This is a genomic window from Kineococcus auxinigenes (assembly GCF_050871525.1).
In the GTDB taxonomy this organism is placed as follows: domain Bacteria; phylum Actinomycetota; class Actinomycetes; order Actinomycetales; family Kineococcaceae; genus Kineococcus.
The window spans coordinates 33,152-45,679 of the sequence record NZ_JBKBCT010000025.1; the positions used below are offsets into that span (position 1 = coordinate 33,152).

The 12,528-nt window shown below is 77.8% G+C and carries 13 protein-coding genes; 8 read left to right on the forward strand and 5 right to left on the reverse strand.

Annotated elements, in window-relative coordinates; genetic code table 11:
* Positions 1–25 precede the first annotated feature (25 nt).
* The 3 genes from ACRYR9_RS09270 to ACRYR9_RS09280 form a co-directional block, all read right to left on the reverse strand.
* Complete coding sequence (locus ACRYR9_RS09270; protein ID WP_432490991.1) at positions 26–967, reverse strand: DUF808 domain-containing protein; 942 nt, start codon at positions 965–967, stop codon at positions 26–28.
* Positions 968–1,051: 84 nt separating this feature from the next.
* On the reverse strand, positions 1,052–1,804 hold the full coding sequence (locus ACRYR9_RS09275; protein ID WP_432490989.1) for an IclR family transcriptional regulator: 753 nt from the start codon (positions 1,802–1,804) through the stop codon (positions 1,052–1,054).
* A gap of 34 nt (positions 1,805–1,838) precedes the next feature.
* On the reverse strand, positions 1,839–2,408 hold the full coding sequence (locus ACRYR9_RS09280; protein WP_432490987.1) for a beta-class carbonic anhydrase: 570 nt from the start codon (positions 2,406–2,408) through the stop codon (positions 1,839–1,841).
* A gap of 59 nt (positions 2,409–2,467) precedes the next feature.
* On the opposite strand from ACRYR9_RS09280, the gene ACRYR9_RS09285 reads away from it, so the two are divergent.
* From ACRYR9_RS09285 to ACRYR9_RS09305, 5 genes are all read left to right on the forward strand, one after another.
* The gene (locus ACRYR9_RS09285; RefSeq protein ID WP_432490985.1) at positions 2,468–3,082 is read left to right on the forward strand and encodes a histidine phosphatase family protein; all 615 of its coding nucleotides are present in this window, start codon (positions 2,468–2,470) and stop codon (positions 3,080–3,082) included.
* Between the two features lie 59 nt (positions 3,083–3,141).
* Positions 3,142–4,578, forward strand: coding sequence for a putative bifunctional diguanylate cyclase/phosphodiesterase (locus tag ACRYR9_RS09290; RefSeq protein WP_432490983.1), 1,437 nt, complete (start codon positions 3,142–3,144; stop codon positions 4,576–4,578).
* A 69-nt stretch (positions 4,579–4,647) separates the two neighbouring features.
* Positions 4,648–5,607: a YihY/virulence factor BrkB family protein gene (locus ACRYR9_RS09295; RefSeq protein WP_432490981.1), complete on the forward strand. Its 960-nt coding sequence runs from the start codon at positions 4,648–4,650 to the stop codon at positions 5,605–5,607.
* Between the two features lie 88 nt (positions 5,608–5,695).
* Entirely contained in the window at positions 5,696–6,991 is a 1,296-nt protein-coding gene (locus ACRYR9_RS09300; protein ID WP_432490979.1) for an FAD-dependent oxidoreductase, read from the forward strand.
* A gap of 46 nt (positions 6,992–7,037) precedes the next feature.
* Positions 7,038–7,721: a PadR family transcriptional regulator gene (locus tag ACRYR9_RS09305; protein ID WP_432490977.1), complete on the forward strand. Its 684-nt coding sequence runs from the start codon at positions 7,038–7,040 to the stop codon at positions 7,719–7,721.
* Here the strand turns inward: ACRYR9_RS09305 and ACRYR9_RS09310 are convergent.
* A complete protein-coding gene (locus tag ACRYR9_RS09310; RefSeq protein ID WP_432490975.1) occupies positions 7,703–8,296 on the reverse strand; it encodes a hypothetical protein in 594 nt (197 codons plus the stop codon). The two genes, ACRYR9_RS09305 and ACRYR9_RS09310, sit on opposite strands and share 19 nt — an antisense overlap.
* 208 nt (positions 8,297–8,504) lie before the next feature.
* Here ACRYR9_RS09310 and ACRYR9_RS09315 point away from each other — a divergent pair, with 208 nt between their 5' ends.
* The gene (locus ACRYR9_RS09315) at positions 8,505–9,239 is read left to right on the forward strand and encodes a MerR family transcriptional regulator (protein WP_432490973.1); all 735 of its coding nucleotides are present in this window, start codon (positions 8,505–8,507) and stop codon (positions 9,237–9,239) included.
* A 127-nt stretch (positions 9,240–9,366) separates the two neighbouring features.
* Positions 9,367–10,296 carry a DNA/RNA non-specific endonuclease gene (locus ACRYR9_RS09320; protein WP_432490972.1) on the forward strand — a complete coding sequence of 310 codons (930 nt, stop codon included), beginning with the start codon at positions 9,367–9,369 and terminating at the stop codon, positions 10,294–10,296.
* 28 nt (positions 10,297–10,324) lie between these two features.
* Here the strand turns inward: ACRYR9_RS09320 and ACRYR9_RS09325 are convergent, their stop codons facing one another.
* Positions 10,325–11,119, reverse strand: a complete 795-nt coding sequence (locus ACRYR9_RS09325) for an SGNH/GDSL hydrolase family protein (protein WP_432490970.1) — start codon at positions 11,117–11,119, stop codon at positions 10,325–10,327.
* Between the two features lie 131 nt (positions 11,120–11,250).
* Between ACRYR9_RS09325 and ACRYR9_RS09330 the strand changes: the two genes are divergently transcribed.
* Positions 11,251–12,225: an ABC transporter ATP-binding protein gene (locus tag ACRYR9_RS09330; protein ID WP_432490968.1), complete on the forward strand. Its 975-nt coding sequence runs from the start codon at positions 11,251–11,253 to the stop codon at positions 12,223–12,225.
* Positions 12,226–12,528: the final 303 nt, after the last annotated feature.

Below are 12,528 nucleotides of genomic sequence, written 5' to 3' on the forward strand. Positions count from 1 at the left end.
CCGACGCCCGGGACCGGCCCCCGGGCTAGTGCGCCCCGGCCCCGCGCCGGCGCAGGACGAGACCCACCACGAGCGCGACCACCGCGCCGACGACGAGCCCGAGCACGGCGCTGGCCAGCGTGTTGACCAGCCAGCCCACGACGCCGCCGAGGGCCCCGGCGGCCTCGTGGGCCGCCTCCTCCACGTGGTGCACGACCTCGTACGGGGCGTGCAGGCCCAGCTCGTCGGCGCCCACCAGCAGGATGTGGCCGCCGACCCACAGCATCGCGGCCGTCCCCACCACGGTCAGCACGGTGAGCAGGCGCGGCATCGCCTTGACCAGCCCGCGGCCCAGGGCGGCCACGCCCGCGCGGGGCAGCTGGGCCAGGCGCAGCCCGATGTCGTCCATCTTCACGATCAGCCCGACGACCCCGTACACCAGGACGGTGATGGCCACCGCGACGACCGCGAGGACCACCGCCCGGGTCACGAACGGCTCGTCGGCCACCTCGTTCAGCGAGATGACCATGATCTCCGCCGACAGGATGAAGTCGGTGCGCACGGCCCCGGAGACGATGGTGTCCTCGTCCGGCAGCTCACCGTCCCCGGCGCCGTCGTGGGCGTGCCCCTGACCGCGCAGCTTGTGCCAGATCTTCTCCGCGCCCTCGAAGCAGAGGTACGCACCGCCGAGCATGAGGATCGGGGTGAGCAGGAACGGCAGGAACTGGCTCAGCAGCAGCACCGCCGGCAGCAGGATCAGCAGCTTGTTGCGCAGCGAGCCCAGCGCGATGCGCCGGACGATCGGCAGCTCGCGCGCGGCCGCCAGGCCGCGCACGTACTGCGGGGTGACGGCGGTGTCGTCGACGACGACGCCGGCGGCCTTCGCGCTGGCCCGTGCGGCGGCGGCGCCGATGTCGTCGACGGAGGCGGCGGCCGCGCGCGCCAGCACCGCCACGTCGTCCAGCAGAGCCACGAGCCCACCGCTCACGGGAGGTCCTTCCGTCCTGTCGTCACCGGGGGTCCCCCGGCCGTCAGCAGTGAACTACACCCGGGTGCGATCCGCAGGGCAGCTCTAGTCGACCCGGGCGCCCAGCTCGCGGGAGATGGACCGCGCGGCCTGCCGCACCGCCGGCACCACGCCCGCACGAGGCCGCCCGCGGGTGTCGACCAGTCGCTCGGCGGCACCGTCCACGCCGATGGCCCCCACCACCAGCCCGCCGCGGTCGCGCACCGGGGCGGCCACCCCCGCCACCCCGGTGGTCAGCTCCTCCACCTCCAGGGCCCAGCCCTGCTCGCGCACCGCGGTCAGCGCCCGCCGCAGCGCTGCCGCGTCGGTGACGGTGCGCGCGGTCATCGCCGGCAGCCGCCCGCGCAGGCGCACCGGCGCCGACGCCAGCAGCACCTTGCCCAGCGCGCAGGCGTGCGCGGGCAGGCTGGCCCCGGTGGTCAGCTCCTGGGCGCTGTCGTCGGGGCGGAAGACGTGGTGCACCACCAGCGCGCGCCCCTCGTGCAGCACCGCCAGGCGCACCGACTCGCCCGTGCGCGCCGCCAGGGAGTCCGCCCAGTTCACCGCGTGCGCGCGCAGGTCGTCGGCGCCGGTGCGCGGGCGGCCCAGGTCCGCCAGGGCCGGTGCGGCGCGGTAGTCGCCGTCCTCGTCCTGCACGACGAACCCCACGTCCACGAGGGTGCGCAGGATGCCGTGCGCGGTGGTCTTCGCCAGGCCCAGGGCGTTGCCGACCTCGACCACGCCCAGCCCCCGCCCGGCGCCCGACAGCAGCCGCAGCACCGCCGCGGCCCGCTCGACGGACTGGATCGGCCCCGGCACGCCCGGCCCCGCCCCGCTCGCCGGCCGCCCGCGCTCAGCTGGTTCGGGCCGCCGGGACCGCCGGCTCCTCGGCGGTTGCGTCGGCGTCCACGACCATCCGGACGCGCCCCGAGCGCACGTCGTACACGCCGCCGGCCACGGGCATCCGCGGCGGCAGGAACGGCCAGGAGCGGATGCGCTGCACGTCGTGCACGAGGGTGGCCTCCTGGTCGGCGATCGTGCGGAAGTCGATGCTGCGCGTGTCCACGCCCTGCGCCAGGACCTTCGCGTGCACGTCGGCGTCGGTGCTCTTCGTCATGCCGCAGTCGGTGTGCGCCAGCACCAGCACGCGCTCGACGCCCAGCAGGTACGTCGCCAGCACCAGGGTGCGCAGCACGTCGTCGGTGACGCGGGCGCCCGCGTTGCGCAGGATCTTCGCGTCGCCGGGCACCAGGCCCAGCATCTCCAGCGGGGAGATGCGCGAGTCCATGCACGTCAGGACCGCCAGGCCGGAGCCGGCCACGCCGGGGCGGCCGGGGTCCACGAAGGTCTGCGCGTACACGGCGTTGGCGCTGAGCACGTCGCCGAAGGGGTCACCGGGCAGGGGAGCGGGAGTCTGCGTCACGGGCACATTCTCACCACCGCGGGCGGCGCCGCAGCACCGGGCGGCGTACCGTCCCGCACGTGTCCATCCTCGTCGTCCGTCACGGGCAGACCGCCTGGAGCCAGTCCGGCCAGCACACCGGTGCCACCGACGTGCCGCTGACCGCCGAGGGGGAGGCCCAGGCCCGGGCCCTGGCGCCGGTCCTCGCCGCGCGCCGCACCTGCCTGGTCCTGAGCAGCCCCCGCTCCCGCGCCCGCCGCACCGCCGAGCTCGCCGGCCTGGCGGACGCCGCGCCCCTGCGGCTCGACGACGACCTCGTCGAGTGGGACTACGGCGGCTACGAGGGCCGCACCACCGCGCAGATCTCCGAGGACCTGGGCCGTCCCTGGTCGGTGTGGCACGACGGCGTGGTGCCCGGCGAGACCCCGGGCGAGACGGTCCACCAGGTGGCCGCGCGCGCCCGCGCCGTGCTGGACCGCGCCGCCGCCGCGGTGCGCGAGGCGGGTGGTGACGGCGGCGCCGACGTCGTGCTCGTCGCGCACGGCCACCTCCTGCGGGTCCTGGCGGCCTGCTGGCTGGGCCTGTCGCCGACCGCCGGTGCGCTGTTCTCCCTGGACGCCGGCACGTGGAGCGAGCTCGGCCACGAGCACGGCCGGCCGGTGCTGACCCGCTGGAACGTGCCCGCCGGGGGCTGAGCGCGCACTCACCCGACCGGCCCGTTCAGGCCGGGTGCCCGTCGTGCCGATGGAACCGCGTGGACACTGCCTGGGTCGCGTGGACGACCGTCGTCCTGGTGACCGCGGCCGCCGCGATCGCCCTGGCCGTCGTGGTGCGCCGCCGCGACCGCAGCAGCGCCCGGGCGGCGCGCACCGACGCCCTGACGGGCCTGGGCAACCGCGACGCCCTCGCCGAGCGCGTCGGTCGGCTGCTGGCCGGTGGCGGCGAACCGGGCCTGCTGCTGCTGGACCTGGACGGCTTCCGCGAGATCAACGACACCCTCGGGCACAGCGCCGGCGACGCCCTGCTGCGCCAGGTCGCCGGCGTCCTGGACCGCACCGTCGCCGGGACCGGGCAGGTCACCCGCCTGGGCGGGGACGAGTTCGCCGTCCTGGTGCCCGGCCCCGTGCGCGGGGAGGACCTGGAGGTGCTCGCCAAGCGGGTGCTGGCCGGCCTGTCCATGGGCCAGTTCACCTCCGGGCCGGTCCCGCTGGACGTGCAGGGCAGCATCGGCATCGCGCTGGCCGGTCCCGACGGCTCCTCCGGCGAGGAGCTCCTGCAGCACGCGGACGTCGCCATGTACGCGGCCAAGCACGCCCGCGCGGGCGTGCTGCGCTACGACCCCGCCCACGACCCGCACTCCACGAACGCGCTGGAGGTGCTGGGGCAGCTGCGCCGGGCCATGGAGGAGGACGAGCTCGTCGTCCACTACCAGCCGAAGGTCTCCGGCGGCGGTGGCGGGCAGCTGCTGGGGTTCGAGGCGCTGGTGCGCTGGCAGCACCCCACCCGCGGGCTGCTGCCGCCGGCGGCGTTCCTGCCGCTGGTGGAGCGCACCCGCCTCATCCACCCCCTGACCCGCTGGGTGCTGCTGACCGCGGTGCGCCAGGCGGCGACGTGGCGCGCGCAGGGCCTGGACACGACGATCTCGGTGAACATCAGCGCCGCGACCCTCGACGAGGGCCTGCTGGGCATGGTGGAGGAGGCCCTGGCGCTGACCCGCTGGCCGGCGCCGCAGCTGGTCCTGGAGATCACCGAGACGGCCATCGTGATCGACCCCGACGGCGCCCGCCGCGCCGTGCAGCGCCTGCGCGATCGCGGCGTGCGGGTGTCCGTGGACGACTTCGGCGCCGGTGCCACGAGCCTGGTGCACCTGCGCGGCCTGGCGGTGCACGAGCTGAAGGTGGACCGCCAGTTCGTCACCGAGCTGATGGCGCACCCGGAGGACGAGGTCATCGTCTCCTCGGTCATCGCGCTGGCGCACCGGCTCGGCCTCGTCGTCGTCGCCGAGGGCGTGGAGGACCCCGTGACCGCCGAGCGCCTGCGCGCCATGGGCTGCGACGAGCTGCAGGGGTACCTGTTCGCCCGGCCGCTGCCGGCGGCGGAGGCGCTGCGCTGGGCGCGCGAGGAGTTCGGTGCGCGCACCGGCCGGGAGGCGGCCGGCACCGTGGAGCACCCCGCCGGCGAACCGGCCTGACCCCGCCCCGGGGAGCCCGCGCAGCCCTCCTGCCGCCATCCTGGGGGCCGGCCGCGAGGGGAGGGGCGCGTGGTGATCGACGGCGACGAGGTCTGGCGGCGCCTGGAGGACGGCGCTGCGGCGCGCAGCGCCCGCGTGCGGGGGCGCAACCCCGCCCTGGTCGTCGTGCGTGCCGCCCACCGCGCCCTGGAGGTGCGGGTGCCGGGGCTGGCGGCCGAGATCGCCTACTACCTGCTGGTGTCCCTGCTGCCGCTGGTGACGATGCTCGGCGCCGGGCTGGGGCTGCTGCGCGACGTCCTGGGTGCGCGGGTCGTGGAGCAGATGGAGGCGCGCGTCACCGGTGCCGTGGAGGCCACGCTGAGCCCCGAGCTGGCCGGTGACGTGGCGGTCCCCTTCGTCCGGCAGCTGCTGCGCGAGGAGCAGGTGGGCGTCGCGCTGACGAGCGTGGCGGTCGCGCTGTGGCTGGGCAGCAGGGTCTTCCGCGCGGCGGTGCGCACCCTCGGCGACGCCTACCGGGTGCGGGAACGCCGGGGCTTCCTGCAGCTGTGGGCGCTGTCCCTGGTGTTCACGCTCGTGGCGGTCGTCGTCACGACCGCGTTCCTCGCGCTGGCCGTCGTGGGCCCGCTGCTGGGCGGCGGGCAGCAGGTCGCCGACGCCGTGGGCGCGGGCGAGGCGTTCCGGCGCTCCTGGGCGCTGGCGCGCTGGCCGGTCCTGGCCGTCGTCGTCGCCGCGTTCCTGGCGTGGCTGTACCAGGTGGGGCAGAACGCGGACACCCGCTGGCGCGACGCGCTGCCGGGCGCCGTCCTGGCCACCGCCGGGCTGGTGGCGCTCGCCCTGGGGTTCCGGGCCTACGTCGCGGTGGCCGGGCCGGGCGCACCCGACGTGGACGGCGGGGACGCGGCGGTGCGGGCCGTCGGGCAGTTCCTCGGCACCGCCCTGGCGGCCGCGCTGCTGGGCTGGCTGGCCGGCGTCGTCGTCCTGCTCGGCGGAGTGTTCAACGCCGAGTGGCACGCCGCGCGCCGTTCCTGAACGCACCGCGCGGGGTTCCGCCGGCCGCTCCCGCGCGCCACGATGGCCGCACGGGCGCGGCGCCGGGCCGCCCGGGAGGGAGGTTCCCGTGCAGCGGTCGGGCGAGGGCACGGCCCGGGCGGCGGAAGGGGGCCCGGACGTCGAGGACGTGCGGTGCGTCGTCGCCGGGGGCGGCCCGGCGGGCGTGGTCCTCGGCCTGCTCCTGGCGCGCGCCGGCGTGCCGGTGCTGGTCCTGGAGAAGCACGAGGACTTCCTGCGCGACTTCCGCGGCGACACCGTGCACCCCTCGACGCTGCGGCTGCTCGACGAGATCGGGCTGGCGGAGGAGTTCCTGGACCTGCCGCACGCGCGGGTGCGGCGCGCGACGGCCACCACCGACGACGGCACGTTCGCCGTGGCGGACTTCTCCCGCCTGCCCGGGAGGTTCCCGTTCCTGGCGCTGGTGCCGCAGTGGGACTTCCTGGACCTGCTCGCCTCCCGCGCGCGCCGGTACCCCGGTTTCGAGCTGCGCACGGGCGCGCAGGTCGTGGGGCTGCTGCGCGAGGGGGAGCGGGTGGCCGGCGTGCGGTACCGGTCGGGCGCCGACGGGGCCGAGCGCGAGGTGCGGGCGGCGCTGACGGTGGCGGCGGACGGGCGCGGGTCGGTGCTGCGCGAGGCAGCCGGGCTGCCGCTGCGGTCGTTCGGGGTGGGGGTGGACGTGCTGTGGTTCCGGTTGCCGGACCCGCCGGGGGGAGCAGGGCCCTCGACCGGCGTGCGGCTGTCGGCCGGCAGGTTCCTCGTGGTGCTGGACCGCGGTGACTACCTGCAGTGCGCGTTCGTCGTGCCCTCCGGCGGGCTGGACGGGCTGCGCGAGCGGGGGGTCGGGGAGTTCCGCGCCGACCTGGCCCGGCTGGTGCCGCGGCTGGCGCCGGTGGTGGGGGAGCTGGCGGGTTTCGGCGACGTCCACGTGCTGCGGGTGCGCATCGACCGGTTGCGCCGCTGGTACCGCGACGGACTGCTGGTGATCGGCGACGCCGCGCACGCGATGTCACCGGTCGGCGGGGTGGGGGTCAACCTCGCCGTGCAGGACGCGGTGGCCGCGGCCCGCCTGCTGGCGCCGCCGCTGCGGCGCGGGGCGCCCGCGTCCCGGGACCTGGCGCGGGTGCAGCGGCGGCGGTGGCTGCCGGTCGCGCTGACGCAGCTGGCCCAGCGGGTGGCGCACCGGCGGGTGCTGGAGGCGTCGCTGGCCGGGGAGCGCCCGGTGCGCGCGCCGCTGGCGCTGCGGCTGCTGCAGCGGGTGCCGGCGCTGCAGGTGCTGCCGGCCGCGGCGATCGGGCTGGGGGTGCTGCCCGAGCACCCGCCCGCGGAAGAGGTAGCACTCGATACGTCAGCGATGTATCGTTGACGTATCGAGTGCGGTGCTGTGCCGCACCTGCGACGGAGGTGTCCCCGTGAAGCCCTTCTCCTTCCCCTTCCCCGACGGTCCGCACCGCGGCGAGCACCGGGGTCACCACCCCGGCCGCGGTCGCGGCCCCTTCGGGCCCGGTCCCGACGGCCGCGCCGCGTTCGGCGGTTTCGGCCCGGGCGGCCCGGGCGGGCCGGGCGGCCCCGGCTGGCCCTTCGGCGGTCACGGCCCCCGCGGGCGCGGCGGGCCCCGCCGCCCCAAGGGCGACGTGCGCGCCGCCGTCCTCGTGCTGCTGGCCGAGGGGCCCAGCAACGGCTACCGCATCATCGGCGAGGTCGAGCGCCGCAGCGACGGCGCCTGGAAGCCCAGCCCCGGCTCGGTGTACCCGACCCTGCAGCAGTTGCAGGACGAGGGGCTGATCACCGCAGACCCCGCCGACCCCAAGCAGTTCACCCTCACCGAGGCCGGCCGGACCCTCGTGCGCGAGGAGCTGGCCGACGCCCCGCCGCCGTGGGAGAGCGTCGCGGAGCGGCCCTCGCGCGGGGAGTTCCACGACCTCGGCCGGCAGGTGCAGCAGGTCGCCGGGCTGCTGCAGCAGGTGGCGTTCACCGGCCGTCCCGGTGACCTGCGCCGCGCCGGCGACGCGCTGGAGCGCTGCCGCCAGGAGCTGCTGGCGCTGCTGGCCCAGGACCCGCGCCAGGGGCGCGAGGCTCAGGAGGACGCCGGCTGACCCGCCGTCAGCAACCCCACCGACGGGGTCAGCGCGTGCACCAGCGGGCGGTCTCCCGCGCCGTGCAGGGCCGCCGGCCCGCAGCGGCGCAGCAGGTCCGCGCGCAGCGCCAGGTTCAGCCGCACCGGGTGCGGGCCGAGCGCCCCCCGCACCGGCCCGGTGCTCGCCTCCGCACCCGCGGCGTGGTGGTGCACGTGCTCGGTGATCCACCGGCTGCCCACGGCCACCGCCGGCGCCGTCGTCAGCAGCACCGTCGCGGCCGGGCGTTCCAGCCGCCGGGCCACCGCCACGGCGGCGGCGGCGAGCAACCGCTCCGGGTCGCCGGCGTGCGCGGCGAGGACGGGCTCGGGTTCGAGCACCACCCCGTCCACCAGCGCCACCAGCGGGCGCCAGGACTCCACCAGCTCCACCAGCGCCCGCCCCGCCCCGGCCGCCCACGCCGGGACCAGGGCGGTGGGCACACCCGCCGCCGACGCCTCGTCGGCGGCGGCCACGAGCTGCTCCAGGCAGGCGTCCAGCAGGGGCGGGTCGCAGGCGAGCACGGGCAGCACCACGACCGCGCGTTCGATGCGCACGAGCCTCCCGTCCCCGGCGGTGGGGCCCGGCCGGCGCCACGTGCCCTGCTCCCCGGTCCCTCCTCGCGTGTCTACGGCGTGCCGGCGCGGGGGGCAAGCCGGGGCGTGGCGCGAGCCCGGGGCGGGTGCCCGGCCCGGGGCCCGTCGCGCTCTTGCCGCTGCCGCTGCGTCAACCCCTAGCGTCGGAGCGGGAGTTCGGGAGGACGCCGTGGAGTGGACGATCCACCAGGTCGCGAGGGCGACGGGCACGACCAGCAGGACGCTGCGGCACTACGACCGCATCGGCCTGCTCGCGCCCAGCCGCGTCGGGCCCGGCGGGTACCGCCACTACGACGACGCGGCCCTGCGCCGGTACCAGCGGATCCTGCTGCTGCGGGAGCTGGGGCTCGGCCTGGCCGCGATCGCCGGGGTGCTCGATGAGCGCACCGACGAGGTGGACGCGCTGCGCGCCCACGCCGACTCCCTGGAGGAGGAGTCCGCCCGCCTGGCCCGGGCGGTGCGCGAGACGGTGCGCAGGACCGAGCAGGGGGAGGAGCTGGACGTGACGACGAGCTTCGAGGGCTTCGACGCGAGCCGCTACGAGGACGAGGTGGTGCAGCGCTGGGGGCGCGACGCGCACGAGCGCGCGCAGCGGACCTGGCGGGAGCTGGGGGAGGCGGGCCGGGCCGCGCACGGCGCCGAGGCCGACGCGATCGGGCGGGGGTTCGCCGCGGCGGCCGCGCGCGCCGCCGCGCCGGGCGGGGAGGCGGTGCAGGACCTCGCGCGCCGCCACCACGCGTGGGTGTCGGCGTTCTGGGTGCCCGGGGCCGAGGCGTACCGGCAGCTGACGGCGACGTACGTCGACGACGAGCGGTTCCGCGCGACGTACGAGGCGTACGGGCCGGGGACCGCGGTGCTGCTGCGCGACGCGGCGGAGGTGCTCGCGCGGCGCGAGCTCGCCTGAGCGCACCGCCCGGGTGGCCGCCGGCCCGGCCGGTGCCACCCGGGCGACACCCGCCCGTCACGAACCCGTCCCCCCGCGTCGCCCTGCGCGTGGCCGCCGTGTCGGGGGGCGGGTGCAGGGTGGTGGCATGAGCGAGACGCCCACCGCGCAGGTCCCCGGGACCGCCACCGGGATCGTCGCAGGGACCGCGGCAGCGGCCGACCTGACCGGCCGCGCCGGCTACGACCCGGCCTTCCTGGTGCCCGGTCCCCTCGTGCCGGTGCCGCTGCCCGTGGACGGCACCGAGGTCGTCGTGCTGCCGTACACGCACTTCTCGGTGGTGCTGCGCCCGGACCGGCGCCTGGCGGCGGCCACCGTGGTCGCCGTCGACGGGGCGGCGCTGCGCGACGTGGACCGCGACGGGCAGGGCTGGTTCCTCGACCCCCGCGTCGGCCCCGATGCGCAGGCCGGCGCGGAGCTCTACTCCCGCAACGACTTCGACCGCGGCCACCTCGTGCGCCGGCGCGATCCCGTGTGGGGCGGGCCGGACGAGGCGCGGCGGGCGAACTCCGACACCTTCAGCTACGCCAACGCCGCTCCGCAGGCGTCCGGGTTCAACCAGTCGCTGGAGCTGTGGCTGGGGCTGGAGGACCACGTCCTGGCCCACGCCCGCGAGCACGACGCCCGCCTCGTGGTCGTCACCGGCCCCGTGTTCGCCGCCGACGACCCGCGGTACCGGGGGGTGCAGGTGCCGCGGCGCTTCTTCAAGGTCGCCGGCTACCTGCTGGACGACGGCCCCGGCGGCCCGGCCCTGGCCTCGGCGGGTTTCGTCCTGGACCAGACGCCCCTGGTGGAGGAGGTGCTGCGCTCGGAGGCGCGCGCGCAGGACGTCCCGGAGCTGGGCGCGTTCCGCACCTTCCAGGTGCCCGTGGCCGACGTCGCCGAGCTGACCGCCCTGGACCTGGGGCCGCTCGTGCCCGCCGACCGCATGCCCGCCCTGGTGCCCGCCGCCGCGGCCGAGGGCGACGGCGTGCCGATGTGGCGGCCCGTCACCGCGCCGGGCGAACTGCTGCTCTGAGCCCGCCGCCGCGGCGCGGGCCCGGGCCTCAGCGGGGCACGGGCACCGGCTCGGGCAGCTTGCCGGTGCGCTCGGCCCCCGAGGAGGTGCGCCGCAGCCGGCGCCGCACCCACGGCAGCAGGTGCACCCTGCTCCAGCGCAGGTCCGCGGCCAGCGCCTCGCGCCGCGGGACCGGCACGGCGACCGGCAGCGGGGTGCGGTAGTCCCGCTCCGCGGCGCTCAGCCCGGCCGGCACCGGCCGCCCCAGCGCGTCCAGGGCCGCCAGCGCCGCGCGCCGGTGCCCCTCGGCGGTCATGTGGATGCGGTCCTCGCCCCAGCAGCGGCGGTCCGCCACCGCCCGCAGGCCCCACAGGTCCAGCACCGCGCACCCGTGCCGCTGCGCGATCGACCACACGTGCGCGTTGAGGACCCCCACGGCGCCGCGGGTGCGCCGCAGCAGCGGAGCGGCCGCGGGGTCGGTGCCCGTGGCGAGCAGGACGGCGGCGCCGCCGGCCCGCAGCCGCCGCACCGCGTCCTCCAGCACCTGCGCCAGCGCGTCCGGGTCCGCCCGTGGGCGCAGCAGGTCGTTGCCGCCGCCGATCAGGCTGACCAGGTCCGGGCGCAGGTCCAGCGCCCGCGGCACCTGCTCGGCCGCGATGCGCGGCAGCAGCCGCCCGCGCACCGCGAGGTTGGCGTACTCCACGACCGTCCCGTCCTCCTCGCCCGCCGCGGCCAGGTGCTCGGCCAGGCGGTCCGCCCAGCCCCGGTACCCGCCGCCGGGGCGCTCGTCGACCATGCCCTCGGTGAAGGAGTCCCCGAGGGCCACGTACCGGTAGGTGCCCACCCGCCCATGCTCGCCCCCCGGACCGCGTCGGCGCACCCGTGACGTTCGTCATGGCCGCCCCGTGCACCGCGGCGCCGAACTCGTGACGGCACGCACGGTCCGGGGCGCGGACCCGGCGCCAGGCTGGTGCCATGACGACGCAGACCCCCGCGGAACCGTTGCGGCGCACCCCCTCGAGGGCCACGGACAGCACGTCCGCCGTCGAGGTGCGCGACCTGAGGCGCACCTACGCCTCGGGCGCCGAGGCCGTGCGCGGCATCAGCTTCACCGTGCGACCCGGGCAGGTGTTCGGCCTGCTGGGCACCAACGGCGCCGGCAAGACCTCCACCACCGAGGTCGTCGCGGGCCTCGCCGCGCCCACCTCCGGCACCGTGCGCGTGCTGGGCCACGACCCGGTCCGCGAACGCCGCCGCGTGCGCCCGCGCACCGGCGTGGTCCTGCAGTCGGGCGGCCTGCCCGGCGACCTCACCGTCGCGGAGGCCACCGCCACGTGGGCCGGCACCCTGAGCGCCGCCCGCCCCGTGGACGACGTCCTCGCCGCCCTGGACCTGACCCGCAAGGCGGGCACGCTCGTCAAGAGCCTGTCCGGCGGGGAGCGCCGCCGCCTGGACCTGGCCGTCGCCCTGCTGGGCGATCCGGACCTGCTGCTGCTGGACGAGCCCACCACCGGCCTGGACGCCGAGAGCCGCCGGGCCGTGTGGGACCTGGTGCGCGACCTCGCCGCCGGCGGCACCGCCGTGCTGCTGACCACCCACCACCTGGAGGAGGCCGAGCGCCTCGCCGACCACCTCGCCGTGATGCACCGCGGGCTGATCGTCGCCGAGGGCACCGTCGCAGACGTCGTGGCCACCCACCGCGCCGAGGTGCGCTGGCACCGCGACGCCGGCCGCCCCGACGCCGACGCCCTGGCCCCCGGCGACACCGTCGCCCTCGACGGCCGCCACGTCGTCGTCCGCACCGCCTCCCTGCAGCGCACCCTGGCCGGCGTGCTGGCGTGGGCGGACGCGCAGCGCCTGGAGCTGCCCGAGCTGCGCGCCACGCCCGCCTCCCTGGAGACCGCCTTCCTCGCCCTGGCCCGCACCGAGACCTCGGAGGAGAACCGATGAGCACCCCGACCACCGCACCGGCCACCACCCTGCCCGCAGCCGCCCCCGCCCGCCCCGGCGTCCCCGGGCCGCTGCGGCGCACCCTGTCCCTGGCGCGCGTCGAACTGCTCCTGCTGCGCCGCAACCGCACCGCTCTGTTCACCGCCGTGGCGCTGCCCGTCGGCGTGATCGCGCTGCTGGCCTCCGTCGGCGGCGACCGGCTCTCCGGGGGGGGGGGGGGGGGGGGGGGGGGGGGGGGGGGGGGGGGGGGGGGGGGGGGGGGGGGGGGGGGGGGGGGGGGGGGGGGGGGGGGGGGGGGGGGGG

Bases quoted from the DNA above. Each gene is read 5' to 3' on its own strand.
- ACRYR9_RS09330 (WP_432490968.1), top strand. From the start codon at position 11,251: ATGACGACGCAGACCCCCGCGGAACCGTTGCGGCGCACCCCCTCGAGG.
- ACRYR9_RS09320 (WP_432490972.1), top strand. From the start codon at position 9,367: ATGAGCGAGACGCCCACCGCGCAGGTCCCCGGGACCGCCACCGGGATC.